This is a genomic window from uncultured Bacteroides sp., assembly GCF_910585845.1.
Classification (GTDB): Bacteria; Bacteroidota; Bacteroidia; order Bacteroidales; family Bacteroidaceae; genus Bacteroides.
In genome coordinates, this window is record NZ_CAJUHF010000003.1 from 103077 (window position 1) to 128330 (window position 25254).

The following is a 25254-nucleotide window of genomic DNA, read 5'->3' on the forward strand; positions in this document are numbered from 1 at the left end:
AACAGGCTCTAAACAAAGCAACAGTAAAAAAGAAATTCAATCAAAAAATGAAGTTTACGAGTAAGTAAGATTTGGAATTCTTTTCTATAATTCAGACCTCAACTGATTAAATAGAGGAGCGGATGCCGAAAAGCTTTATGAGTAGGCATAAACTATAATTTATTTTTTTTATGAACCTCAAAAACATTGCATACCTATGGGTAGTAGTATTTATTAGTATTATCACTTTTGCCAATTGTACTCAAACTGACAATTTTAACGAACCAGAAACCGGCCGGTCATATCAAGATTTATACAATCAATTTCAAGACGCACTAAAAAGCAGCGAATTGACAACAGATTTGCAACAAAAAAAAGAGATATTGTATGAAAAAATGGGAAAATGGAATTGGCAAACGAACTTATTAACCAAATCCACGGCTGATATGTCTGTTGATGAACAAAAAGATTACCTTCAAAACACATTATCTTCACAAGCTTGGCAATGGGTGGAAAAATTGCAACATAGTTTTGCATCGAATTCAAACGATATATCCATCGAACAAATAACTGAAGATAGTTTATTGACTGAAAACGAAAAGCTGATGTTGGTTGCTATTTTATCTGGTGGTAATTATTTACAAAATCAAGTGATGGCTGCACAAACGAAAAGTGCAGCAGATTGTTATGCGCAATATCAAAAAGACTGCGAAAGAGCATTGGAAATATATGCCATATCAGGAAGTGGTGGAGCAATAAGTGGAGGTGTTATCGGGTTGGCCGGGGCAACAGCAGTATGTGCCTTGCAATTGAAATGGGCAGAAGATGACTATAAAGATTGTTTGGAGAAACAATAATGTGAAAATCCTAATATTGTAATTCACTGAATAATAAATATTGTTCAGTGAATTACAATGTATTTTTTAAATTTAATCAACAATACATATGAAACTTAATTATCAAGATAAATGCGGCTACCAGAAACAAAGTTGGAATAATTTGTATTTCCCTATTTTTTCTTACTTATACCTCATTTCCATTCTACTCCACCTTTTGGCTGAAAGATGGTGCTCATCGTTCTGTCAACTAATAGACATCATACTTTATACATCCAATCTATTCCTAATAGTATATTGCATCGGTATTCTACGTAAAGAGTACAAAGAAGAAAAAACATTGAATATTACCACTTGCTTGTATATAGCGTTTTATACCATAGCCATGTTTGCAATGTATTATCTCCTAAATAGTTAATCTAATGTTACGAATTATAATAATGTTTCGTAATAGATTTACTTAAAATATGTTGTTGAATTTTAGTTAACTCCAGTTTGGTATAGACTTATTTACATGTATTTCTTTTTTTGAGGAAAAGAAAAATACAGCCTATTAAGTTTATATCAAACTGGATAGTTTATAGATATCATTAACCTAATGATAACATAAGAATAACCTATTTTCTTTTATATCTCCTCTATTTTTGTCTCTATAAACATCAACAAAAGTATTAATCAATAAAGAAAACAAAGAAATATGTTATTACCGAACGAGTGGATAGACAATTGCATCGAGACTTACATCTATCAGCATACTACGAGGTCTCAGATTATTTATTGGGTGGTTTTGCTGGCTGTTGCGGTCACGATGGTGGCGCTTCCGTTTATTTATGTGGACATCTCGGTGCAAGGGAATGGAGTGATCAGGCCGGTGACCGAAAAGACGGAAATCACCTCTGTCGTCACAGAAATTGTCGATTCGGTGTTTGTGCGCGAAGGAGATCAAGTGCGTAAGGGAGACGTGATTCTGAAATTCCGGACAAATACCCCAGATTATAAGATAAGCTACCAGACCGCTCGCTTGAACGACTGCCATGCACAACTGGCCGATTTGGCGTATATGGTAAAAGGGGAATGTCCGGAACGCTTCAGTTCATCGGTACGTCGGCAGGAATATGACTATTTCGTGAAAAAGAAAAAGGAACTGGAAACAGCCTTGGCGCAGGCAGAGAAGGAATACAACCGAAATAAAGTGTTGTTTGAGAAGAAGGTGATTGCCGAAGAAGAATACGATGGGTATTATTTCAGGTGGCAGAACCAGCAAAACGAGTTGGCATCGTTGGTGCAAAGCCAGTTGAACACTTGGCAGGCCGATCTGAATAGCTATCAGAATACGTTCAATGAGATGAACGCAAGCCTGAAACAGGAAGTCAAGGACAAGGATATGTATATTGTACGCAGCCCGGTGGATGGTACGGTGGATCAGTTCTCAGGAGTTTATCGGGGAAGTAGCATCCGGACGGGGCAGGCATTGGCGGTCATCAGTCCGGATTCCACTCTCTGCTTGGAAGTATATGTCGCTCCCCGGAATATCGGATTCATGAGTGTGGGAATGCCGGTCAAGGTGCAGGTGGAATCTTTTAATTACAACGAATGGGGAACTTTGCCCGGCAAGGTAAAGGATATTTCGTCGGACTTCTTGACCGATAGCCAGGGAAACTCCTTCTATAAGGTGAAGTGTGAAATGGAGCGTGACTACCTGCAATTGAAAGATGGCCGGATAGGTCGGTTGAAGAAGGGAATGACGGTTAGCGCACACTTCATGGTGACACGTCGTTCACTGTTCGCCTTGCTGTATCAGAAGATGGACAGCTGGGTGAATCCCAGACAATACATCAACGAAACAAGGATTGCAAAATTGAACTAATAGAAAAGAGAAGAGAAGAAAAGAAACAAAAGTATGTATCAGAAAGGAGTGAAAATAAAACAGCATGACATTACCGATTGTGGAGCGGCTTGCCTGGCTTCCGTATGCGCTTACTATGGTTTGCGGTTTCCGGTAGCGCGAATCAGGCAGTATGCATTTACCGACCAAAAGGGAACGAACATCTTGGGGCTGATTGAAGCCGCAGGCAAGTTGGGATTGTCTGCCAAGGGGGTAAAAGCGCAATTTGAAGCTTTGCAGATAGTGCCCAAACCCGCTATCGCGCATGTGATTGTGCATGAAAGGTTGCAGCACTTCGTTGTGCTGTACAAAGCGGAGAAGGGGCGCGTCACCTACATGGATCCGGCAGACGGGCGGATGCACAAGGTGACGGACGATGAATTTGTGAACATGTGGACAGGAGTACTGGTTCTGATGGAACCGGAAGAGACCTTCCAAAAAGGAAACATGAAGACAAGCATGACCCGGAAATTCTTCTCCTTGCTGGCTCCGCACAAGAGTGTGATGGCGCAAGCCGTATTCGGAGCTTTGATATACAGCATCTTGGGGCTTTCCACTTCCATATATGTAGGGAAAATCACGGACTATGTGCTGGTAGATGAAAATGTCAACCTGCTCAACCTGATGGGTGTGGTGATGATCATCGTTCTGCTACTACGCACATTTATCGGTGCCATGAAAAGCATCCTTGCCCTGAGGACCGGACAGCGGATTGATGCTGCCTTGATATTGGGCTACTATAAGCATCTGCTTACACTGCCGCAACAGTTCTTCGATACGATGCGTGTGGGCGAAATCATTTCGCGTGTGAACGATGCGGTAAAGATACGCAACTTCATCAACAATGTGTCGCTCGACCTGGTGGTGAACCTGATGATCCTGCTCTTCTCCGTCTGTCTGATGTTTGTCTATTCGTGGAAACTGGCACTCATCACGTTGGCATCCGCCCCGTTGTTCCTGCTCATCTTCCGGGGATTCAACCGGCTGAACAAGAAATACCAGCGTAGCATCATGGAGAGCAGTGCAGATCTGGAGGCCCAGTTGGTGGAGTCTATCAATTCGATTACCACCATCAAGCGTTTCGGCATCGAAGCATTTGCCAATCTGAAGACCGAATCGCGTTTCGTTCTTCTGCTGAAGAATACGTTCCACAGCATCTACGGCGCCATTATGGCACAGGGAGGCATACAATTTGTCTCTACCGCCATCACCATCGCCGTGCTGTGGGTGGGGAGCCTGCTGGTGATAGACCGGGAACTGACACCGGGCACCCTGATGGTGTTCTATTCCTTGATAAGCTACGTGGTTTCGCCCATCGGCTTTTTGATTTCTTCCAACCAGACCATTCAGGATGCCTTGATTGCCGCCGACCGCCTTTTCCAAATCATGGATTTGGAGCGCGAACAGGACGATAACCGGAAGATAGTATTGAAGCCGGATATGATTGGGGATATCTCTTTTGAGGATGTTTTCTTCCGTTACGGTTCGCGTAAGGAGGTGTTCAAGGGGGTGAACCTGAAGATTGAGCAGGGAAAAACGACCGCCATCATAGGTGAAAGTGGTTCGGGCAAGACTACCTTGGTCTCGCTTCTCCAGCACATTTATCCTATCCAGTCGGGACGCATTCGCATCGGTGATTATGATATTGAGCAGATTGACAACAGGAGCTTGCGCCGCCGGATAGGCACGGTGCCGCAGCAGATTGAACTGTTTGCCGGTACGGTGGCGGAGAATATTGCCATCGGTGATTTGAACCCGGACATGAAGCGGATTGTGGATTTGTCGGAGCAGTTGGGGCTGAAACAGTTCGTTGAGCGGCTTCCCAATGGGTATAATACGTACATCGGCGAGCACGGTGTTTCCTTGTCCGGCGACGAGCGGCAGCGCATCGCTATTGCCAGAGCCCTCTACAAAGAACCGGAAATCCTGATTTTCGACGAGGCGACCTCTTCCTTGGATACTCCTTCTGAACGATATGTAAAGCAGACGCTGAAGGCTTTGGCACGGAAAGGGAAGACCGTCATCATCATTGCTCACCGGTTGAATATGGTGAAGGAGGCCGACCGCGTAGTGGTGATTGACAGGGGAAAAGTGGTGGAGAACGGCACGCACCAGGAATTGTTCAGATTTGGCGGCATCTATAGTCGGTTGTGGACGGAACAGTTTGAGATATTGGATTGAGTACGTTAACCTAACGATTTCCGGTTCTTCGTCACTTTTTAGTATGAAACTCGGCGGACAATGCTTCGTAAACAGCCGGGTGAAGGAAGTAGCGGACATCTTTGCCTTCCTCCAATGCTTGCCGAATGAAAGTGGAGCTGATCTCGAAAACCGGAGAAGAAACCATTCTCACATTCGCAGGAAGCGAATCGGAGGAAATCGGATAGCCGGGGCGGGGGTAGACCAACAGGTGGTTTTCGGCTATGATGCGCTCCGACTGATACCAACGCGGAAAAAGCTGCCAGTTGTCCGAACCGATAATCAGATAAAATTCCCGGTCCGGATGGCACGCTTTCAGCTTGTCCAGCGTATGGATGGTGTAGGAGGGGCGCGGCAAGGAGAACTCTATATCCGATGCCTTGAACTTGGGGTAGCCGGAAATGGCAAGCTGCACCAATTTCAACCGGAATGCATCATCCATCAACTCGTCCTTCTCCTTCAGCGGATTGCGGGGGCTGACAAGAAACCATACTTCGTCCAGACCCTCATATTCGCACAGGTAGTTGGCGAGAGCCAGATGTCCGATGTGTACCGGGTTGAAAGAACCGCTGAAGATTCCGGTTCGCTTGGGTGCGCTGGTTGTCATTATTGTTCCTTTTCTATAAATTCACTGACCACTTTCAGTGCATCAGCTTTAGCCTTCTCCAAATCGTCATTGACTACTACGACATCGAACTTGTCGGCAAACGTCAGTTCATATTCCGCTTTTGCCACGCGGGCTTCGATCACTTCGGCAGTATCCGTTCCGCGTCCTATCAGCCGCTTGCGCAGTTCTTCGACCGAAGGGGGCTGGATGAATACCGACAAAGCGCGGTTGCCATAATACTTCTTTATATTGCAGCCGCCCACAACGTCCACATCGAAAACTACATTTTGTCCGGCTGCCAATTGCGTCTCCACTTGAGACTTCAATGTTCCGTAATAGCGGTCTTTGTATACCTCTTCGTATTCCAGAAATTCGTCATTGGCGATGCGTTGGCGGAATTCGTCGGGCGAGAGGAAGAAATATTCCACACCGTTCTGTTCCGTACCGCGCGGCGGACGGCTGGTGGCCGAACAGGAGAATGCCAGATTGAGGTTCTGCGTCAACAGATAGTTGATGATGGTTGACTTGCCCGAACCTGAGGGGGCTGAAAATATAATAAGTTTACCCATAGTTAGCACTTGTTATTAAAAACGTTTGAAAGAAATTTGCATATACCTTTGTGGTGTGCCGGTTGCGGCTTGGTTTTTACATCACGTTCAGTACTTGCTCCTTGATTTGTTCCAGTTCGTCCTTCATCTGCACAACGATCTTCTGCATCTCTGCATGATTGGACTTGCTGCCAAGTGTGTTGATCTCACGCCCCATCTCCTGAGCGATGAATCCGAGCTTTTTGCCTTGTCCACTCCCTTCTTCCATCGTGTGGATGAAATAATTCAGGTGATTGCTGAGGCGTTGCTTCTCTTCGTTGATATCCAGCTTCTCGATGTAGTAGATCAGTTCCTGTTCCAGGCGGTTCTTGTCATAGTCCACGCTGAGGGTCTTCTCCAGAGCATCGGTTATGCGGCATTTGATTTTTTCCACGCGTTCATTCTCGTAAGGGGTGACAGTGGATAACAGTTGGGTAATGTTGGCGATCTTCTCGCGGAATTTCTTTTCCAGAGCGGCACCTTCCTGTTTGCGGAAATCTACCAGGTCGCCGATGGCTTGAAGCATGGTGTCATGAACCACCTCCCATTCTTCCTCAGTCAGCTCCTGTGTTTCGTTTTTGGTCATCACGTCCGGTAGGCGGAGCAGTGTGGCGAACCAGTCTTCGGGAACGGGGATGCCGGTGGCTTCGGAGATGGCGCGGATGCGTTCGTAATAGGCCACGACTACATCTTGGTTGATGGGTGTCATCAGTTCGCAGGTATCTTTCTTTTCAATCCACAGGCTGAAATCCACTTTTCCGCGTTCCAGTGCTTTAGCAATTCCATTACGGATCTCCATCTCCTTTTCCCGATAGAGGGAAGCGATGCGGGTGGATAAATCCAACGCTTTGCTATTGAGCGATTTTATTTCTACATTGATCTTTTTATCGGGTAATTCAACGGTTGCTTTGCCGTAACCCGTCATAGATTGTATCATAAGATTCTTTTAGTTTTCCGCAAAATTACATGAATATTTTCATTGGCGAAAATTATTCATGAAATAAGTGATGTCGGGCGTTGTCGGAATGGGCTTGGCAGGGAGGGAAATGAGGTTTGGCATGGGCATGCGAGTCCAACAATGCCAGTATAACGGGGGTGGTGTATACTCGATTAACGTCCGTTGACACTATCAGGCCAGAGTGTTAAAACTACGCCGCCGTTTTAACTCCGTTTCCCAAAGAACGAGGAGGTAACGACCCAGTACTGGCGACAGAGTGGTGAAAAACCAACGGAAAACCGGCGAAAAAAACGTCCGAACCATTAAGTTTATTTAACTGAATTCCGTGAACCGTTTTTCGACCGCAAGCCGGTGGAAGGGCTCATGTCGGGTGTCCGCCACCTTCGTCGCGCGGGTGACGGACGTCCTGTCGCACGCCTCCGCACTCCCCCGCACGGCAGCGGCCGCAGGAGGCGAATCGGAAAATGCTTCGCGCGATGCCGCAAGAAAAATGTTGAACCCCCTTCCGATTCGCTTGTGTATCTGAAAATAAACCTGTAAATTTGCCACTCTTAAAGCAAGAAAAAAGAAGCGGATAATAATAAAGTAAATTATGTCGTGCATTTTACATATTGAAACGTCCACCTCCGTGTGCTCCGTAGCCGTAAGTGAAGATGGACAGAATGTTTTTACGAAAGAAGATTTTAAAGGTCCTTCGCATGCAGTCTCATTAGGAGTATTTGTGGATGAAGCATTGTCGTTTGCCGACAGCCACGCGATGCCGTTGGATGCCGTGGCTGTCAGTTGCGGGCCAGGTTCCTATACCGGGCTTCGCATCGGCGTATCCATGGCAAAGGGCGTCTGCTACGGCCGCAACATCCCGCTGATCGGAATTCCGACGCTGAAAGTGCAATGCGTGCCCGTGCTGCTCTATCATGACGAGCTTCCCGACGACGCATTACTCTGCCCGATGATCGACGCACGCCGCATGGAAGTATATGCAGCCGTCTACAACCGTGCCCTGACTCCGATACGCGACATCGCCGCCGACATTGTGGACGAGAATTCCTATCTGGAATATTTGGACCGGCATCCTGTATATTTCTTCGGAGACGGAGCGGAAAAGTGCAAAGTGAAGATCACGCATCCCAATGCGCACTTCATCGACAACATACACCCATTGGCAAAAATGATGTTCCCGCTCGCAGAGAAAGCAATTGCAGAAAAAGACTTTAAGGATGTGGCCTATTTCGAGCCTTTCTATCTTAAAGAGTTTGTAGCTTCCCAACCCAAGAAGTTGCTCTGATGGCATTACTATCGTTTCACTGCTTCTGCTTGTGAACTGATTATTCGATTCAAACACTAAAAATGTATAGTCTCAATTTAACCAAGTATGCAATATAATACTCAACAGAAAAGGATGCCCTTGCCGGAATACGGACGAAGCATTCAGAACATGGTCAATCACGCTTTGACAATTGAAGATCGCGCCGAACGCCAGCGTTGCGCCAATACCATTATCAATATAATGGGAAATATGTTCCCCCATCTGCGTGACGTACCCGATTTCAAGCATAAGTTGTGGGATCACTTGGCTATCATGTCCGACTTCCAACTGGATATCGACTATCCATACGAAATCATCCGCAAAGATAACCTGAATACCAAGCCGGAAGTAATTCCGTATCCCAGTACGAAAATCCGCTATCGCCACTATGGCCGTACGCTGGAAGTACTGATAAAGAAAGCGATCGAGTTTCCCGAAGGTGAGGAGAAGCAGAATCTGGTTGCATTGATCTGCAATCACATGAAGAAAGACTTCATGACTTGGAACAAGGATACCGTAGACGATCGTAAGATTGCAGAAGACCTTGAAGAGTACTCTGATGGTAAGTTGCAAATGACGGATGATATTGTCCGGTTAATGGCAGAACGCATCAACCAGAATTATCGTCCGAGGATGAATAATCAGAATTTCCGGAAAGACAACCGAAACAACAAACGGAAATACTGATTGAGGTGGGAATTAGCAGTTCAATCTTTGATTTATAATTTATTATGGCATCATTTGTAATTGAAGGAGGACATAGCCTATCGGGCGATATTCATCCACAAGGAGCGAAAAACGAAGCATTGCAGATCATCTGTGCCACGCTGTTGACGGCTGAAGAGGTGACCGTACACAATATTCCGGACATCTTAGACGTTAACAATCTCATCCAATTGATGCGTGACATGGGAGTATCAGTATCCAAAAAGGATATCGGGACATACACTTTCAAGGCGGAGAAGCCGGATCTGAACTATCTGGAGAGTGACGAATTCCTGAAGAAATGCTCCAGTCTGCGTGGATCGGTCATGCTTATCGGTCCGATGGTGGCGCGTTTCCATAAGGCGATGATATCCAAGCCGGGAGGAGACAAGATCGGACGTCGTCGTCTGGATACGCATTTTGTGGGTATACAGAACTTGGGAGCCTCTTTCTCCTACAATACCGAACGTGAAGCCTATGAGATTTCCGCCGACGGATTGAAGGGTACTTATATGTTGCTGGATGAAGCCTCGGTTACGGGTACTGCCAATATCGTCATGGCTGCCGTACTGGCCAAAGGTACTACCACCATTTACAATGCTGCTTGCGAACCCTATCTGCAACAACTCTGCAAGATGCTGAACCGTATGGGTGCCAAGATACACGGCATTGCCTCCAATCTGCTGACGATTGAGGGTGTGGATGAATTGCACGGTACGGAGCATACCATACTTCCTGATATGATCGAAGTGGGTAGCTTCATTGGTATGGCGGCAATGACTCAAAGTGAACTGACCATTAAGAATGTATCTTACGAGAACTTAGGAATTATTCCCGAAAGTTTCCGGCGTCTTGGCATCAAACTCGAACAGAGAGGGGATGATATTTATGTGCCTGCACAGGAGACGTATCAGATAGAATCGTTCATCGACGGTTCCATCATGACGATTGCCGATGCTCCGTGGCCCGGACTGACTCCCGACTTGCTGAGTGTGATGCTGGTTGTCGCTACGCAAGCTAAGGGTAGTGTGTTGATTCATCAGAAGATGTTCGAAAGCCGATTGTTTTTTGTTGACAAACTGATCGATATGGGAGCGCAGATTATCCTTTGCGATCCTCACCGTGCAGTTGTTATCGGACATAATCATGCAATGCGCCTGCGGGGAGGCAAGATGACCTCACCGGATATACGTGCCGGAATAGCACTGCTTATTGCCGCCATGAGTGCCGAAGGAAGCAGCCGGATTCATAATATAGAGCAGATAGACCGTGGTTATCAGGATATTGAAAGAAGGCTGAATGCCATTGGAGCAAGAATAACAAGAATATAATATATACATATATATAAGGTAAGATGATAAGAAGAGAAGAGGTATATAAGATAGGAATGTTCAATAGGCCTCATGGCATTCATGGGGAATTGTCGTTCACATTCACCGATGATATTTTCGATCGGATAGAAGCGGAATACCTCATTTGTCTGTTGGATGGCATCTTCGTACCTTTCTATTTGGAGGAGTATAGGTTTCGTTCCGATTCCACCGCGTTGGTGAAACTAGAAGGAGTGGATACGGCGGAACGTGCAAGGATGTTCACCAATGTAGAAGTTTATTTTCCCGTCAGTCATGTCGAAGATAACGAAACTGGCGATCTTACGTGGGATTATTTCATCGGTTTCCGCATGGAAGATGTAAATCATGGAAACTTAGGCGAAGTGACGGGAGTGGATACCACAACCATCAATACTTTGTTTGTTGTAGACCATCAGGGAGAAGAATTGCTGATCCCTGCGCAAGAAGAGTTCATTGTTGACATCAACAAGGAGAGCAGAACTATCAGAATGGAACTGCCACAAGGACTGATGGCACTGGATGAAGCAGAAGAAGTGTGAAACGAAAAGTTAAAAAGTGACAGACAGATAAGTAACTAACGGATAGATAAGTAACTGGCAGATAACTAACGGATATGGTGAAGAAGAAACGGCATTTAGCCTTTTGGAGTAATATTAAGTTCAAATATAAACTGACCATTATCAACGAGAATACACTCGAAGAGATGATCGGTATCCGTGTATCCAAACTGAATGGCATCTCCGTGTTGCTTTCTGTGTTGACCGTGTTGTTTCTGATAGCTTCTGCCATCATTGCTTTCACACCTTTGCGCAACTATCTGCCGGGGTATATGAACAGTGACGTACGTGCCCAGGTCGTAGAGAACGCTCTGCGTGTCGATTCACTTCAACAGTTAGTGGATCGTCAGAACATGTATATCATGAATATACAGGATATCTTTCGCGGAACAGTACGTATTGATACGGTGCATTCCATTGATTCACTGACCACTGTTCGCGAAGATTCATTGATGGAGCGTACACAGCGTGAGATAGATTTCCGGAAGCAATATGAAGAGACGGAAAAATACAACCTGACCAGCATCACTTCTCGTCCCAATATAGAAGGAATGATATTCTATCGCCCCACGAGAGGGATGATTACGGATCGCTATAATGCAGATAAAAAGCATTACGGTACGGATATCGCCGCTAATCCCGGTGAAAGCGTGCTTGCTACGCTGGACGGTACAGTCATACTGAGTACTTATACAGCCGAAACCGGATATGTGATAGAAGTACAGCACAATCAGGATTTCATATCCGTATACAAGCATTGCGGTTCTCTGCTGAAACAGGAAGGCGACATTGTGCAAGCCGGAGAAGCCATAGCTTTGGTAGGAAATAGTGGTCAGTTGACCACCGGTCCGCACTTACACTTTGAACTGTGGCACAAAAGGCGTGCAGTGAATCCGGAAAAATATATTGTGTTTTAACAATTGACGAGAAGTAACTATGATATTCAAAATAACCCTATACGTAAATCATCAATGTTTCTGTTGCTTAAGCCAAACTCTGAAATATCGTAAGCACAGGACATAAATTGCAAGTATACAGATGAAGAAACAAATTGCTATACTCGGTTCCACCGGTTCTATCGGAACGCAAGCGTTGCAGGTCATTGAAGAACAATCTGACCAGTATGAAGCATACGTGTTGACAGCCAATAACCGTGTTGAAGAACTGATTGCCCAAGCACGTAAGTTTAAACCCGAAGCGGTGGTGATAGCCAATGAAGCGAAGTATTCCCGCCTGAAAGAAGCACTTGCCGACCTGCCCATCAAAGTATATGCAGGAACGGATGCGATTTGCCAGATTGTGGAAGACTCATCAATCGACATTGTATTGACGGCTATGGTAGGGTATGCCGGACTTAAACCGACGATGAACGCTATCCGTGCCCGTAAGCCCATTGCCCTTGCCAACAAAGAGACTCTTGTCGTAGCCGGTGAACTGGTCAACGAACTGGCCCGCCTTTCCGGAACACCTATCTTGCCGGTTGACTCCGAACACTCGGCCGTTTTCCAGTGTTTGGCTGGAGAACCCGATAATTCGATAGAGAAAGTAATTCTTACCGCATCCGGCGGTCCGTTTCGCAACTGCACGATGGAACAGCTTGCCACGGTTACTAAAGCTCAAGCTCTGAAACATCCCAACTGGAATATGGGAGCGAAAATCACGATTGATTCCGCTTCGATGATGAATAAAGGTTTTGAAGTGATAGAAGCCAAATGGTTGTTTGGTGTGCGCCCAGACCAGATTGAAGTGGTGGTACATCCGCAGTCCATTATCCATTCGATGGTGCAGTTTGAGGATGGCGCGGTGAAAGCACAATTGGGTATGCCGGATATGCGTTTGCCTATTCAGTATGCCTTCTCCTATCCCCAGCGTTTGAAAGCTTCATTCCCGCGGCTGGACTTCAAGCTGTGTACAAACCTGACATTCGAACAGCCGGATACGAGCCGTTTCCGCAATCTGGCATTAGCGTACGAGGCTCTGCATAAGGGTGGAAATATGCCGTGCATTGTCAATGCTGCTAATGAAGTGGTAGTAGCCGCCTTCTTGCGGGATGAGATTTCATTTCTCGGGATGAGTGATGTGATAGAAAAAGCGATGTCGCTTGTATCCTTTATAGAGAAGCCGGAGTATGAAGATTACGTGGCTACCGATGCAATGACGCGCCGGATAGCGCAGGAGTTGATCTGATTCCGCGGTATTCTCATCGTCCTTTTTCTTATCGGGATGTTTGTCTATAGAAGAAAAGAGAGTAAAAAAAGTAATGATCATATAACAGTAAAAGTAGAAAAATTAGTAGATGGAAACATTTTTGATTCGTGCCCTACAGCTTGTCATGAGCCTTTCGTTGCTTGTGATCATTCATGAAGGAGGGCATTTCCTCTTCGCCCGCCTCTTCAAGACCCGGGTGGAAAAATTTTGTTTGTTCTTCGATCCTTGGTTCACCCTGTTCAAGTTCAAACCTAAAAATAGTGAGACGGAATATGGCATCGGCTGGTTGCCGTTAGGTGGTTATGTGAAGATATCAGGCATGATCGACGAGTCGATGGATACAGAGCAAATGCAACAGCCGGTGCAGCCGTGGGAATTCCGTGCTAAGCCGGCATGGCAACGGTTGCTTATTATGGTGGGTGGTGTAGTGTTCAACTTCCTGCTGGCATTGTTCATATACTCCATGATACTTTATGCGTGGGGAGACGAATACATTCCTGTGCAGAAAGTCCCGCTGGGTATGAGCTTCAACGAAACAGCCAAGAACATCGGCTTCCGTGACGGTGATATCTTGTTGTCTGCCGACGGAGTACCTTTTGAACGCTATAACGGTGATTTGTTATCGGCCGTTGTAGACGCTCGGCAAGTAACAGTATTGCGTGACGGTAAAGAGGCATCAGTCTATATTCCGGAAGATATGATGAACCGTTTGCTGGCTGATAGCGTACGTTTTGCCTCATTCCGCTATCCGTATGTGATCGATAGTATTTGTGCCAATCGTCCTGCCGCCCTTGCCGGACTGCAACCAGGCGACAGTATCACTCAGTTGGATGGAGTGAATATCTCTTTTTCCGATTTCAAAAAGGAGATGTTGCGTCGCCAGAAAGAAAAAACAGCTTCGCATGATGTCACGCTGACTTATGTGCGTGCAGGAGTAACAGATACGGTTACTCTTACGACAGATTCACTATATGAAATTGGTGTGGCGGTGCGCACGTTGACCAGCCAGCTGCTTCCTGTAGTGAAAAAGGAGTATAGCTTCTTGGCATCCATTCCTGCCGGTGTGGCATTGGGAGTGAAGACGTTGAAAGGTTATGTCGGGCAGATGAAGTATCTTTTCTCGAAAGAAGGCGCTAAGCAGTTGGGTGGTTTTGGAACCATTGGTAGCATTTTCCCTGCTACGTGGGATTGGCACCAGTTCTGGTATATGACGGCATTCCTCTCCATTATTCTTGCTTTTATGAATATCCTGCCCATTCCTGCATTGGACGGTGGTCATGTGTTGTTCCTTATCTATGAAATTGTGACTCGCCGCAAACCGAGTGATAAGTTTATGGAATATGCACAAATGACCGGTATGATTCTCTTGTTCGGTCTGTTGCTTTGGGCAAATTTTAATGATCTCTTGCGTTTCCTGTTCTGATGTACGGACAGAGAAAAGGCGTAGAATTAGAAAATAAAAAGAAGGTGTGTCATAATGCCTGAATTGAAAGAATCACCCCTGTCACAAATAGCTGTGGCAGGGGTGATTTTCTTGAAAAAAAGGCGTTTTGACACACCTTCTTTTATCTATAAGCTATAGCTTCTTTATACAATGCCTTGTGCCATCATAGCTTTGGCTACCTTCATGAATCCGGCAATATTGGCACCTTTCACGTAGTTTACATAGCCGTCTTCTTCTGTACCATACTGTATGCAGGCTTCGTGAATGTTCCTCATGATGCTCTTCAGTTTCTCGTCTACTTCTTCAGCACTCCAACCCAATTTGATAGAGTTTTGTGTCATTTCCAGACCGGATACTGATACACCACCTGCATTGGCTGCTTTACCCGGAGCATACAGAATCTTAGCTTCTTGGAACACTTTGATAGCTTCCGGAGTAGAAGGCATGTTGGCACCTTCGGATACGGCTATCACACCGTTTGCTACCAGTTGACGGGCATGATCGCCGTTCAGTTCGTTTTGGGTTGCGGAAGGCAGAGCGATATCAGCTTTCTCGCCCCAAGGTTTAGCACCTTCTACATACTTGACGCTCGGATACTGTTCTGCATATTCGCGGATACGTCCACGGTAGAGGTTCTTCAGTTCCATGATGTAGTCCAACTTCTCGCGGTCGATACCTTCAGGATCATAAACATAACCGTCAGAGTCGGACATTGTCAAGACTTTACCACCCATTTCAATCACTTTCTCAGCAGTGTACTGGGCCACGTTACCGGAACCGGAGATAAGGCAAGTCTTGCCTTTCAGATCCATACCTTTAGTCTTCAGCATTTCCATCAAGAAGTAGATGTTACCGTAACCGGTAGCTTCGGGACGGATTAGTGAACCACCGAATTCACGGCCTTTACCGGTAAATGTTCCTGTAAATTCACGAGTCAGTTTCTTGTACATACCGAACATGAATCCGACTTCACGGCCACCTACACCTATATCACCTGCGGGTACGTCCGTCTCAGGACCAATGTGGCGCCATAATTCCAGCATGAATGACTGTACGAAACGCATTACTTCGGCATTGGATTTACCGCGCGGAGAGAAATCGGAACCACCTTTACCACCACCCATCGGCAGAGTAGTTAATGAGTTCTTGAAAGTCTGCTCGAAAGCAAGGAATTTCAGGATAGACAAATTTACAGAAGAGTGGAAACGAATACCACCTTTGTACGGACCGATGGCATTGTTGTGCTGAACACGATAGCCCATGTTAGTTTGGATATTTCCTTTATCGTCCATCCATGTTACGCGGAACTGGTATACACGATCGGGAATACAAAGGCGCTCGATCAGGTTGACTTTATCGAATTCCGGATGTTTGTTGTATTCTTCTTCAATTGTAGAAAGTACTTCTTCTACTGCCTGATGATACTCTGGTTCGTTGGGGAACCTTCTCTTTAAATCTTCTAATACCTTAGCTGCATTCATAATCTATTTTTCTTTATTGGTTATTTTCTTTGTTGGCGAAGATTGGAGGCAATGAGTTTATTGGAAACTTGCTTGTCTGCGGGTGACATTCTTTATATCTTCTCCTTTCTCCCTTTTTCGGTTGCAAAAGTACATATAAAAATGATATATGCAAACAGTTTATAAAGAAAATGCGGCATAAAATAGTAAAAATGCTATTTTATGCCGCTAAATGTGAATAAAAAGATATCGTTTACCTCTTTTTGAGAGATTTTATTACCGGAATAAAGACTAATGCTGCCGAAATGGCAAGGGTCGTGATGACAGGACCGTCAATTCGTTCGGCATTAGTCAGAACGATATAACAAAGTGCCGCCCAAAGCAGCGTGATACAAACACTTTGTGATTTTGATAATGGGCGTCTCATTTACCTGTTTTCTTTTTGTCGACAATAGCGTCGATGACGGCTACTGCGGTGATATTGACAATGTCGCGCACGGAGCTTTCGAAATCGGTGAAGTGGATAGGCTTGTTCAATCCCATCTGTATCGGGCCGATCAGTTCCATATCCGTGTTCGTGGCTTGCAACAATTTGTATGCAGCATTGGCTGAACTCAGGTTCGGGAACACGAGCGTATTGACATCTTTGCCTTTCAGTCGGGTGAAAGGATATTTGGCGTCGCGCATTTCGCGGTTCATGGCAAAGTTTACTTGCATTTCACCATCGATGGCGAGATCAGGATACTGTTGTTGCATGTACTCTACGGCTTCGTGTACGTTTACCGGACTTCCTTCGGTGTCTGCGCCGAAATTGGAATAACTCAGCATGGCTATTACCGGAGTGTGGTTGAAGAAACGTACGGTGTGTTCCGACAATTTGGCTATGTCGATTAATGTTTCTGCATTGGGATGACGGTTGATCAGCGTGTCGGCAAGGAAGTAGGTGCCTTTCTTTGAATTGAGGATGTGCATTGTACCGAAATGTTTGTATTGTGGTTGTATGCCGATCACTTCTTTGGCTACCTTGATGGTGTTGCTGTACTTCGTGTATAGTCCGGTGATGAATGCATCAGCATCACCCGTTTCCACCATCATCATACCGAAGTAGTTGCGCTCGAACATTTTGTCGTTCGCTTCTTCGTATGTGACTCCCTGGCGTGCCCGTTTTTCAGAGAGTATGCGGGCATAACGTTCGCGGCGCGAGGCTTCGTTGGGGTGGCGCAGGTTTACGATTTCAATGCCTTCCAGACTGAGGTCGAGTTCTTTGGCAAGTTTCTCGATGGTCTCATCATTGCCCAGGACGATGGGATGGCAAATGCCTTCCGCCTTGGCTTCTACGGCAGCTTTCAGCATGTTGGGATGGATGCCTTCGGCAAAGACTACACGTTGCGGATTGCGACGTGCCGTGTCATAAAGCTGACGGGTGAGTTTGCTTTCATAACCCATCAGTTCGCGGAGCTGGACGCGGTATGCATCCCAATCTTCGATGTGCTTGCGGGCTACACCGCTGTCCATTGCGGCTTTGGCTACGGCACAGGATACTTCGGTGATCAGGCGTGGGTCGACGGGTTTCGGGATGAAATATTCCGGTCCGAAACTGAAGTTGTTTACGTGGTAAGCCTCGTTCACGACATCGGGCACGGGTTGTTTGGCCAAATTGGCGATGGCGTGTACGGCGGCTATCTTCATCTCTTCATTGATGGATTTGGCTTGCGTATCAAGTGCGCCACGGAAGATGTAAGGGAAGCCGATCACATTATTTATTTGGTTCGGATAGTCGGAGCGTCCGGTTGCCATTAATACGTCGGGGCGGGCTGCCATGGCATCTTCGTAGGAGATTTCCGGTGTCGGGTTGGCAAGTGCGAAGACGATGGGCGATGAAGCCATGCTACGTACCATGTCTTGCGACAATACGTTTCCTTTGGACAATCCCAGGAAGACATCTGCGCCTTTGATGGCATCTTCGAGGGTGCGGATATCGGTACGGTCAGTGGCAAAATAACGCTTTTGTTCGTTGAGGTCGGTACGGGTCTTGCTGATGACGCCTTTACTGTCCACCATGACAATGTTTTCCAGGCGGGCGCCCAGTGATACGTACAACTTTGTACAGGATACGGCTGAAGCGCCTGCACCGTTCACTACGATTTTTACATCTTCAATCTTCTTGCCTGCCACTTGCAGTGCGTTCACAAGTCCGGCGCTGGAGATGATGGCAGTTCCGTGCTGGTCGTCGTGCATGACGGGAATATCCAGTTCTTCTTTCAGGCGGCGTTCTATCTCGAAACATTCGGGCGCTTTGATGTCTTCCAGATTGATTCCTCCAAAGGTAGGGGCAATGGCTTTGACTGCCTGGATGAACTTTTCCGGATCTTTTTCATCGATTTCGATGTCGAACACGTCGATGCCGGCATAGATTTTGAAGAGCAACCCTTTACCTTCCATGACGGGCTTTCCGCTTAATGCGCCTATATCGCCCAAGCCAAGTACTGCGGTACCGTTGGAGATAACGGCTACCAAATTGCCTTTCGCCGTATATTTGTATGCATCCTGCGGGTTCTTTTCTATCTCAAGACAGGGCTCTGCTACACCGGGGGAGTAGGCTAACGAGAGGTCCGTTTGAGTACTATAGGGTTTGGTCGGCACTACTTCTATCTTGCCTGGTTTGCCTTGTGAGTGATACAACAAGGCTGCTTCTTTGGTTATCTTAGCCATGATAGTTGATAATGATTGATTAGTTAAAGTTATAATTGGGGCGCAAAGGTAGGAATAAATGTGATAAAATGTAAGTACTTGCAAGATAAAATACTATAATTTGAAAATAATCTTGGCTCTGCTTGGTCGAATTGTTTATCCGGTAGGGGATAAATCCGAACGTACAGGCTATGAAAATCGTCTCGTGAGACGGATATTTTCATCCCACGAGACGAAAAAATCCATCCCATGGGACGAAAAAAATGATCTCACGGGACGAATTTTTTCAGCTCACGAGGTGAATTTTTCCGTTTCGTGAAGCACTGAAAATGGCTTTTATTGTCGGATTTCCATTGCCTGATCGGTTATCGGGCTCGGAATAGGGGAGGGGATGTAACAGCCCACTTGCTGGGATATGATATAAAAAAGATGGGGCTGTGTCGTAAACTTAACACAACCCCATCTCTTGGTAGCGGCCGTTCTTCAATAGAGGCGGCTTTTTTTTGTGAATGTTTATTTCGCTTCGGTTTCCGTATTTCCTTCCGATTCCGGTGCCTTGTCTATCAGCTCCAAGAACTGGTCGAGTTTGGGAGTGATGATGATTTGAGTGCGGCGGTTACGCTGCTTGCCCAGATCGGTATCGTTGTCCGTGATCGGATTATATTCTCCGCGTCCGGCAGCAGAAAGGCGCTTGGGATCAACATTGTATTGGTTCTGCAAAGCTTGTACCACAGAGGAGGCACGCAAAGCGCTCAAGTCCCAATTGTTGCGGATGTTGGGGCGGGAGATGGGTACATTGTCCGTGTTGCCTTCCACCAGCACTTCGTAGTCTTTATAATCGGTGATGATTTTGGCAATTTTGCTTAGAGTCTCGCCGGCACGTTCGCTGATTTCGTAGCTGCCGCTCTTATAGAGCATATTGTCTGCCAGTGAGATGTAGACTACACCTTTTAATACTTTCACGTCTACCTCTTTCAGCTCTTCACGGCTCAACGAACGGGTCAGGTTGTTGGTAAGCACCACATTCAGCGAATCCGATTTGCTTTTGGTCTCTACCAGTTGCTTGATGTAACGGTTGGAGGCGTTAATCTCATCTACTAATTTGGAAATGTTGATGTTGCCTTGTGAATTTTGCTGAAGGCTCTTGTCCAAAGAACCTTGCAGGGTGGCATAACTGTTGCGCAATTCTTGATTGTCTTTGCGGGCTTCGCTGAGACGTTCCTCCAGGCTCTTGGACTGCGTGCGATATTCGGCAAGTTCAATCTGTGCATCCTGATATGACTTATCAAGAGCTGCTTTTTCGTTTTTCAGTTTATCGTAATCTGTTTGAAGACTCACTAATTCTTTTTTGCTTACGCATCCCGTCAGGAACAGAGTTCCGACCAGTAAGAAAGCAGCTGCTAAATGGGTACGTCTCATAAATATTTCCTTATTAAATGTTTCATAAATAGATAACGTCAATGTATCTCAATTAGTTGAACTTCTGCAAAGATACAAAATCCTGTGCAATTATTCCTTAGCAGATAATGTTTTTTCGTTTTTTACGTTTATTCCGTTGCCTTAAGCGATTTTTTCTTTGTTGTATGCCGCCTGTGTTGGTGAGGCGGCATACAGTTTATGCATACGCAATTTATACGTTCAGTGCCTGTTCGATATCAGCGATGATGTCTTCCGCATTTTCTATGCCGACTGAGAAACGGATCAGGTCCGGACGTACACCGGCTGCCAGCAATTGTTCGTCCGAGAGCTGGCGGTGAGTATGGCTGGCTGGATGTAGTACGCATGTACGGGCATCGGCTACATGGGTGACAATGGCTGCCAGTTTCAGCGAGTCCATGAACTTGATAGCCACCTCGCGACCTCCTTTCAGGCCGAAAGTGACAACGCCGCAAGAGCCGTTCGGCATGTACTTCTGTGCCAGTTCGTAATACTTGTCGCCAGGCAGTCCGCAGTAATTGACCCATGCCACTTTCTCGTTTTGGGCGAGATATTCGGCAACGGCCTGCGCATTTTTGCAATGTTGCGGCATGCGCAGATGGAGTGTTTCGAGGCCGAGATTCAGTAAAAAGGCATTCTGCGGAGACTGGATGCTGCCCAAATCGCGCATCAACTGTGCGGTGGCTTTGGTGATGTAAGCCAGTTTGCCGAAGGCTTTCGTGTAGGTCAGTCCGTGATATGATTCATCGGGAGTACACAGACCAGGGAACTTCTCGGCATGGGCGTCCCAGTCGAAGTTACCGCTGTCTACAATGGCTCCGCCTACGCTGGTAGCATGGCCATCCATATATTTGGTTGTGGAATGCACCACGATATCGGCTCCCCATTCGAACGGGCGGCAGTTGATCGGTGTCGGGAAAGTATTGTCTACGATTAGGGGCACGCCATGGCTATGGGCTATGCGGGCGAATTTCTCGATGTCAAGCACCTCCAGTGTCGGATTGGAGATTGTTTCACCGAACAGCGCCTTGGTGTTCGGGCGGAAGGCGGCGGAGATCTCCTCTTCCGGTGCGTCGGGATTGACAAAGGTAACATCAATACCCAGTTTCTTCATGGTTACGCCGAAGAGGTTGAACGTTCCTCCGTAGATGGTGGACGAACAAACGAAATGGTCGCCTGCCTGGCAGATGTTGAAAATGGCATAGAAATTGGCAGATTGTCCGCTGGACGTCAACATGGCTGCCACACCGCCTTCGAGAGCGGCTATTTTGGCAGCAACGGCGTCATTGGTCGGATTTTGCAGGCGGGTGTAGAAGTAACCTTGGTCTTCGAGGTCGAAGAGGCGCGCCATCTGCTCACTCGTGTCATATTTGAACGTGGTACTTTGGTAGATAGGGAGCACACGGGGTTCTCCTTTTTTAGGAGTCCATCCGGCTTGTACGCAGAGTGTCTCTGGTTTGAATTGTTTGGCCATAATGCTATCTGTTTTTATAGTTTCTTATCAATTAACGCATTTATGGATGCAAAAGTAGGGAAAATAATTGTATTTTTGTCCGCAATAGTTAGAGTAATTAAGTGGGATATCTTTGAAATCTATGGTTCGTATTCTATTTTTGTCGTTTATATCTTTCTTTCTGTTTCTCACTTCTTTCCAGGCATCGGCACAGGAGGAGAAAGCCGTACCGAAGGCAGGCGAGGGCATTTCCGCTTTCTTGCAGCGCAACAAGCGGCCGGGCAAAGCCTATTATCTGGAGTTTCTGGAACTGAACAAAAAGCAGTTGCATGGAAAGAATGAATTGCGTTTGGGGGTAAAGTATCTGCTTCCGCCACTGAAATCCACGACCGAAAAGACTTCCGGTAATTCTTCTTCCCCTTCTGCCACTGCTGTGGGTCAAACCATCCGTGAACCGCTCTTCGGGAAAGGGCTGGAGCAGGTACGAGTGAGGGGCAACCGTCTGAAAGGAGCCTGTTTCTACGTTGTCAGCGGGCATGGCGGACCGGATCCGGGTGCCATAGGCAAGGTTGGGGGAGTGGAACTTCATGAAGATGAATATGCTTATGATGTAGCTTTGCGTCTTGCCCGCAACCTGATGGAAGAAGGAGCAAAGGTGTACATTATCATCCGCGATGCCAAGGACGGCATTCGCGACGCGCGCTATCTGAACAACAGTAAGCGTGAAACTTGTATGGGCGATGAGATTCCCCTGAATCAGGTGGAACGCCTTCGCCAGCGATGCATCAAAATCAACGAACTCTACCGGAAAGACCGCAAGAACTATACATATTGCCGTGCCATTTTTCTGCATGTTGATAGTCGCAGCAAGCGTCAACAAACGGACGTGTTTTTCTATCATGCTCCCAGCAGTGCCAACGGCAAACGTCTGGCCACCACAATGAAGAATACCTTCGAGACGAAGTACGACATCCATCAGCCCAATCGGGGCTTTTCGGGGACAGTAAGTCCGCGCAACCTGTATGTATTGGTCAATTCCGTTCCTCCAGGCGTTTTCGTTGAGTTGGGAAACATTCAGAATACCTTCGACCAGCGTCGTTTTGTCATTAGTTCCAATCGCCAGGCTTTGGCAAAGTGGATGATGGAAGGCTTTATAGCTGATTATAAAAAGAATAAATGACCTGATTTTATCTACAGAGATGACTGAAGACATAGAACAGAAACTGCGAGAGTGGGCTGTGACTTACCATTGTGCCGACTTTATACAGAATGATCCGGTGCAATTCCCCCATCGTTATACATCGAAGCAAGATATAGAGATCAGCGGGCTGCTGACTGCCATCATGAGTTTTGGCAACCGAAGTCAGATTCTGAAGAAGGCGGATGATTTGCATACGTACATGGGAGCATCTCCTTATCAATATGTTCTTTCCCGTCGGTGGGAAAAGGACTTTCCGGCAGGAGAGCGGAGTAGTTTCTATCGTATGCTTTCGTATGCCGATTTCCATTCTTATTTCAGGCGTTTGCATACAGCTTATTCAGAATATGATAGTTTAGAAGATGCCCTACAAGTATATCCGGGAAGACCGATAGAAAAACTTTGCAGTTTTTTGGACGTTTCATCCAAAAGTCCGCAGAAGAAGCTGAATATGTTTTTGCGTTGGATGGTGCGGCAAGGTTCGGAGGTTGATTTCGGAATTTGGAAAAGCTTCGACAGCCGTGAACTGGTTATTCCTTTGGATACGCATGTCTGCCGTGTGGCATATTTATTGGAACTGACTGAATCCGAGACTTTCTCTTTGAAGAATGCGCAACGGATAACCGCTGCATTGGCTGAGGTTTTCCCCGATGACCCATGCTTGGGAGATTTCGCTTTGTTCGGATATGGGGTGAATCATAAATAGTTTCTTTCCCGAAAGCTTTTGATATTGCCAATTAACACTTACCACAGATTACTCTGATTATTATAGCTGAAAAAACTCCCATAAAACGTTGAGGATGGGGTAATCAGGGAGAATCAGTGTAATCTGTGGTAGAAAAAGAAACTGGTTATTATAAGTTTAGTCGTCGATATCAATCACCCGCATTTTAGCATCGAATTTGATTTCCAAACGATTGGAGAGTTTAACCTCATATTCCTTTTTGTCTGATTCAATTTGTAGGATCTTTGCATCCGGATAGTTTGTCTTTACATAGTTGCGGATTGCTTCCGGAACAATTTGGGCGGGGACTTCACTTTGGCGACATTTTACTTCTTTCCATTCTCCGTTTTTATCAAATTCAACTCCTTCGCCATTGGTAAAGACCACATCGTAACTTTTGTAGAACATTCCACCTTCTTCTTTGGCCAATGCCACTTTATGACTCTTGAAATATGTATTGATAAACGTTTGTGCCTTCATCGGTAGTTGACTTACTTGGATAGGCTTATCGTTATCAGCCATCATCACCGAGTGCATGGTAAGCATGCATACTAATAGGAATACTAACTTTTTCATCTTTGTTTTTTGTTTTCTAATGATTAATTTATTCTTTATGATTGATATACGGGCAAATAATATTGCCTGTACATACGTTGCAAATATAACAAGAAATTCTGGAAAAAAGTTCTAAGTTTCTGTTAATTTCCCCCTTTTAGGAGGACAGTCATTCACATTCTCTGGTGTAAATATGAAATTGAGGGCTTTCCTCTTGTCATTGATTATCAGATGGAGTTTTTAATCCAAAGAACCGTCTTTCTTGTTGGGTTGCAAGTTTTTATCAGATGTTTTTTCGATACAAAGAACAGTCGGAGAGTATTGGGTATCAAAATTTCGGTTAGACTTGGAAGAATCGGATTTCCCTTTTATTCCGACTTCTTTGAATTCATGTAGCCTTCTGATTGTTCCGTCATTGACCCCTAATCGGTCGCGTAGGAAGTCTTCTTCAATCCGCTTTTCTTTGTATTTTCCGTTTTTCGGCTTGTCATCATTTGATACCGTAACAATACTGATATTAAGTTGTTTAGTGGCATTTCTTCCATTTCTCAAGGTTATTCCAAGGATTTGTAGTATTTTTGTTTTCCGTGAAAATAGTGGTAATTGGGTTCTTCGTCACTTTTGGGGCAGGGCAAATACGTTTTATTTATATCAAATTCACGTTAAATACAAGATTTACATGAAAAAAGTAGTATTATATATTGCCGTTAGTCTGGATGGATATATTGCTGACAGTCAGGGATTGGTAGAGTGGATTAAAGGACATGATGATACTATAGAGTTGGAAGATACTTTCACTCCTTTCTTTAGTAATATAGATACGGTTATCATGGGAAGAAAAAACATTTAACCAAATTGTTACCAAACTTTCGCCTGACCAGTGGCCTTATACCGGAGCAACTACTTATGTCTTAACTCACCATAGTGAAGTAGATGCTATAGAGAATGTCCGTTTTAAAAATATGGATGCTTGCCAACTTGTAGAAGAGTTGAAGCAGGAGGCAGGGGGCAACATTTGGATTTGCGGAGGAGCAGAGGTTGTCAGGCAACTTATTGAGAAGAATATGAACTATAATAAGAAAATTGAATACGGTTAACGATAATTAGCATAAT

General features: G+C 45.7%; 23 protein-coding genes. 14 read left to right on the top strand and 9 right to left on the bottom strand.

The genetic code is table 11. The features are described 5' to 3' along the window. Positions 1-170: 170 nt before the first annotated feature. The 3 genes from QZ323_RS01755 to QZ323_RS01765 all read left to right on the top strand — a co-directional run bounded on the left by QZ323_RS01755 (position 171) and on the right by QZ323_RS01765 (position 4881). Entirely contained in the window at positions 171-836 is a 666-nt protein-coding gene (locus QZ323_RS01755; protein WP_294632319.1) for a hypothetical protein, read from the top strand. A 676-nt stretch (positions 837-1512) separates the two neighbouring features. Further along, a complete protein-coding gene (locus tag QZ323_RS01760) occupies positions 1513-2682 on the top strand; it encodes an HlyD family efflux transporter periplasmic adaptor subunit (protein WP_294632321.1) in 1170 nt (389 codons plus the stop codon). A gap of 33 nt (positions 2683-2715) precedes the next feature. Further along, positions 2716-4881 (top strand): peptidase domain-containing ABC transporter, encoded by a 2166-nt coding sequence (locus tag QZ323_RS01765; protein WP_294632322.1) that lies wholly within the window; start codon positions 2716-2718, stop codon positions 4879-4881. A gap of 31 nt (positions 4882-4912) precedes the next feature. Here QZ323_RS01765 and nadD read toward each other — a convergent pair whose 3' ends face one another. The 3 genes from nadD to QZ323_RS01780 form a co-directional block, all read right to left on the bottom strand. Further along, the gene (gene nadD / locus QZ323_RS01770; protein ID WP_294632323.1) at positions 4913-5506 is read right to left on the bottom strand and encodes a nicotinate (nicotinamide) nucleotide adenylyltransferase; all 594 of its coding nucleotides are present in this window, start codon (positions 5504-5506) and stop codon (positions 4913-4915) included. Continuing rightward, complete coding sequence (gene gmk / locus QZ323_RS01775) at positions 5506-6075, bottom strand: guanylate kinase (RefSeq protein ID WP_294632324.1); 570 nt, start codon at positions 6073-6075, stop codon at positions 5506-5508. Before gmk ends, nadD begins: the two co-directional genes overlap by 1 nt. Positions 6076-6151: 76 nt before the next feature. Continuing rightward, the gene (locus QZ323_RS01780; protein WP_294632327.1) at positions 6152-7030 is read right to left on the bottom strand and encodes a YicC/YloC family endoribonuclease; all 879 of its coding nucleotides are present in this window, start codon (positions 7028-7030) and stop codon (positions 6152-6154) included. 613 nt (positions 7031-7643) lie between these two features. On the opposite strand from QZ323_RS01780, the gene tsaB reads away from it, so the two are divergent. The 7 genes from tsaB (at position 7644) to rseP (ending at position 14602) form a co-directional block, all read left to right on the top strand. Further along, on the top strand, positions 7644-8336 hold the full coding sequence (tsaB, locus tag QZ323_RS01785; RefSeq protein WP_294632329.1) for a tRNA (adenosine(37)-N6)-threonylcarbamoyltransferase complex dimerization subunit type 1 TsaB: 693 nt from the start codon (positions 7644-7646) through the stop codon (positions 8334-8336). An 87-nt stretch (positions 8337-8423) separates the two neighbouring features. Next, positions 8424-9044: a DUF4290 domain-containing protein gene (locus QZ323_RS01790; RefSeq protein WP_289111452.1), complete on the top strand. Its 621-nt coding sequence runs from the start codon at positions 8424-8426 to the stop codon at positions 9042-9044. A gap of 44 nt (positions 9045-9088) precedes the next feature. Further along, the gene (gene murA / locus QZ323_RS01795; protein WP_294632333.1) at positions 9089-10393 is read left to right on the top strand and encodes a UDP-N-acetylglucosamine 1-carboxyvinyltransferase; all 1305 of its coding nucleotides are present in this window, start codon (positions 9089-9091) and stop codon (positions 10391-10393) included. A gap of 23 nt (positions 10394-10416) precedes the next feature. Further along, entirely contained in the window at positions 10417-10953 is a 537-nt protein-coding gene (gene rimM / locus QZ323_RS01800) for a ribosome maturation factor RimM (RefSeq protein WP_294632335.1), read from the top strand. Positions 10954-11027: 74 nt separating this feature from the next. Next, the gene (locus QZ323_RS01805) at positions 11028-11888 is read left to right on the top strand and encodes a M23 family metallopeptidase (RefSeq protein WP_294632336.1); all 861 of its coding nucleotides are present in this window, start codon (positions 11028-11030) and stop codon (positions 11886-11888) included. Positions 11889-12009: 121 nt separating this feature from the next. Further along, positions 12010-13158, top strand: a complete 1149-nt coding sequence (locus QZ323_RS01810; RefSeq protein WP_294632338.1) for a 1-deoxy-D-xylulose-5-phosphate reductoisomerase — start codon at positions 12010-12012, stop codon at positions 13156-13158. 109 nt (positions 13159-13267) lie between these two features. Beyond that, positions 13268-14602, top strand: a complete 1335-nt coding sequence (gene rseP / locus QZ323_RS01815) for an RIP metalloprotease RseP (protein ID WP_294632340.1) — start codon at positions 13268-13270, stop codon at positions 14600-14602. A 164-nt stretch (positions 14603-14766) separates the two neighbouring features. Here the strand turns inward: rseP and QZ323_RS01820 are convergent, their stop codons facing one another. From QZ323_RS01820 to QZ323_RS01835, 4 genes are all read right to left on the bottom strand, one after another. After that, entirely contained in the window at positions 14767-16104 is a 1338-nt protein-coding gene (locus QZ323_RS01820; protein ID WP_294632341.1) for an NADP-specific glutamate dehydrogenase, read from the bottom strand. A 402-nt stretch (positions 16105-16506) separates the two neighbouring features. Then, positions 16507-18795 carry an NADP-dependent malic enzyme gene (locus QZ323_RS01825; protein WP_294632342.1) on the bottom strand — a complete coding sequence of 763 codons (2289 nt, stop codon included), beginning with the start codon at positions 18793-18795 and terminating at the stop codon, positions 16507-16509. A 492-nt stretch (positions 18796-19287) separates the two neighbouring features. Beyond that, entirely contained in the window at positions 19288-20193 is a 906-nt protein-coding gene (locus tag QZ323_RS01830; RefSeq protein WP_294632343.1) for an OmpA family protein, read from the bottom strand. Positions 20194-20404: 211 nt separating this feature from the next. Then, positions 20405-21685: an O-acetylhomoserine aminocarboxypropyltransferase/cysteine synthase gene (locus QZ323_RS01835; RefSeq protein WP_294632344.1), complete on the bottom strand. Its 1281-nt coding sequence runs from the start codon at positions 21683-21685 to the stop codon at positions 20405-20407. A 121-nt stretch (positions 21686-21806) separates the two neighbouring features. Between QZ323_RS01835 and QZ323_RS01840 the strand changes: the two genes are divergently transcribed. Together QZ323_RS01840 and QZ323_RS01845 are read left to right on the top strand one after the other, a co-directional pair. Further along, positions 21807-22844: an N-acetylmuramoyl-L-alanine amidase gene (locus QZ323_RS01840; protein ID WP_294632345.1), complete on the top strand. Its 1038-nt coding sequence runs from the start codon at positions 21807-21809 to the stop codon at positions 22842-22844. A gap of 19 nt (positions 22845-22863) precedes the next feature. After that, positions 22864-23568 carry a TIGR02757 family protein gene (locus tag QZ323_RS01845; RefSeq protein WP_294632348.1) on the top strand — a complete coding sequence of 235 codons (705 nt, stop codon included), beginning with the start codon at positions 22864-22866 and terminating at the stop codon, positions 23566-23568. A gap of 156 nt (positions 23569-23724) precedes the next feature. On the opposite strand, the gene QZ323_RS01850 is transcribed toward QZ323_RS01845, so the two are convergent. Next, positions 23725-24162: a PepSY-like domain-containing protein gene (locus QZ323_RS01850; protein ID WP_294632350.1), complete on the bottom strand. Its 438-nt coding sequence runs from the start codon at positions 24160-24162 to the stop codon at positions 23725-23727. Between the two features lie 219 nt (positions 24163-24381). Beyond that, positions 24382-24693 carry a hypothetical protein gene (locus QZ323_RS01855; protein ID WP_294632351.1) on the bottom strand — a complete coding sequence of 104 codons (312 nt, stop codon included), beginning with the start codon at positions 24691-24693 and terminating at the stop codon, positions 24382-24384. A 127-nt stretch (positions 24694-24820) separates the two neighbouring features. Here QZ323_RS01855 and QZ323_RS01860 point away from each other — a divergent pair, with 127 nt between their 5' ends. Then, positions 24821-24991, top strand: coding sequence for a dihydrofolate reductase family protein (locus tag QZ323_RS01860; protein ID WP_294632353.1), 171 nt, complete (start codon positions 24821-24823; stop codon positions 24989-24991). Between the two features lie 4 nt (positions 24992-24995). Then, positions 24996-25238 (top strand): dihydrofolate reductase family protein, encoded by a 243-nt coding sequence (locus tag QZ323_RS01865; protein WP_290099574.1) that lies wholly within the window; start codon positions 24996-24998, stop codon positions 25236-25238. Positions 25239-25254 lie beyond the last annotated feature (16 nt).

Coding starts and splice junctions, on each gene's coding strand:
- QZ323_RS01755 (WP_294632319.1), top strand. CDS start 171: ATGAACCTCAAAAACATTGCATACCTATGGGTAGTAGTATTTATTAGT.
- QZ323_RS01760 (WP_294632321.1), top strand. CDS start 1,513: ATGTTATTACCGAACGAGTGGATAGACAATTGCATCGAGACTTACATC.
- QZ323_RS01765 (WP_294632322.1), top strand. CDS start 2,716: ATGTATCAGAAAGGAGTGAAAATAAAACAGCATGACATTACCGATTGT.
- nadD (WP_294632323.1), bottom strand. CDS start 5,506: ATGACAACCAGCGCACCCAAGCGAACCGGAATCTTCAGCGGTTCTTTC.
- gmk (WP_294632324.1), bottom strand. CDS start 6,075: ATGGGTAAACTTATTATATTTTCAGCCCCCTCAGGTTCGGGCAAGTCA.
- QZ323_RS01780 (WP_294632327.1), bottom strand. CDS start 7,030: ATGATACAATCTATGACGGGTTACGGCAAAGCAACCGTTGAATTACCC.
- tsaB (WP_294632329.1), top strand. CDS start 7,644: ATGTCGTGCATTTTACATATTGAAACGTCCACCTCCGTGTGCTCCGTA.
- QZ323_RS01790 (WP_289111452.1), top strand. CDS start 8,424: ATGCAATATAATACTCAACAGAAAAGGATGCCCTTGCCGGAATACGGA.
- murA (WP_294632333.1), top strand. CDS start 9,089: ATGGCATCATTTGTAATTGAAGGAGGACATAGCCTATCGGGCGATATT.
- rimM (WP_294632335.1), top strand. CDS start 10,417: ATGATAAGAAGAGAAGAGGTATATAAGATAGGAATGTTCAATAGGCCT.
- QZ323_RS01805 (WP_294632336.1), top strand. CDS start 11,028: ATGGTGAAGAAGAAACGGCATTTAGCCTTTTGGAGTAATATTAAGTTC.
- QZ323_RS01810 (WP_294632338.1), top strand. CDS start 12,010: ATGAAGAAACAAATTGCTATACTCGGTTCCACCGGTTCTATCGGAACG.
- rseP (WP_294632340.1), top strand. CDS start 13,268: ATGGAAACATTTTTGATTCGTGCCCTACAGCTTGTCATGAGCCTTTCG.
- QZ323_RS01820 (WP_294632341.1), bottom strand. CDS start 16,104: ATGAATGCAGCTAAGGTATTAGAAGATTTAAAGAGAAGGTTCCCCAAC.
- QZ323_RS01825 (WP_294632342.1), bottom strand. CDS start 18,795: ATGGCTAAGATAACCAAAGAAGCAGCCTTGTTGTATCACTCACAAGGC.
- QZ323_RS01830 (WP_294632343.1), bottom strand. CDS start 20,193: ATGAGACGTACCCATTTAGCAGCTGCTTTCTTACTGGTCGGAACTCTG.
- QZ323_RS01835 (WP_294632344.1), bottom strand. CDS start 21,685: ATGGCCAAACAATTCAAACCAGAGACACTCTGCGTACAAGCCGGATGG.
- QZ323_RS01840 (WP_294632345.1), top strand. CDS start 21,807: ATGGTTCGTATTCTATTTTTGTCGTTTATATCTTTCTTTCTGTTTCTC.
- QZ323_RS01845 (WP_294632348.1), top strand. CDS start 22,864: ATGACTGAAGACATAGAACAGAAACTGCGAGAGTGGGCTGTGACTTAC.
- QZ323_RS01850 (WP_294632350.1), bottom strand. CDS start 24,162: ATGAAAAAGTTAGTATTCCTATTAGTATGCATGCTTACCATGCACTCG.
- QZ323_RS01860 (WP_294632353.1), top strand. CDS start 24,821: ATGAAAAAAGTAGTATTATATATTGCCGTTAGTCTGGATGGATATATT.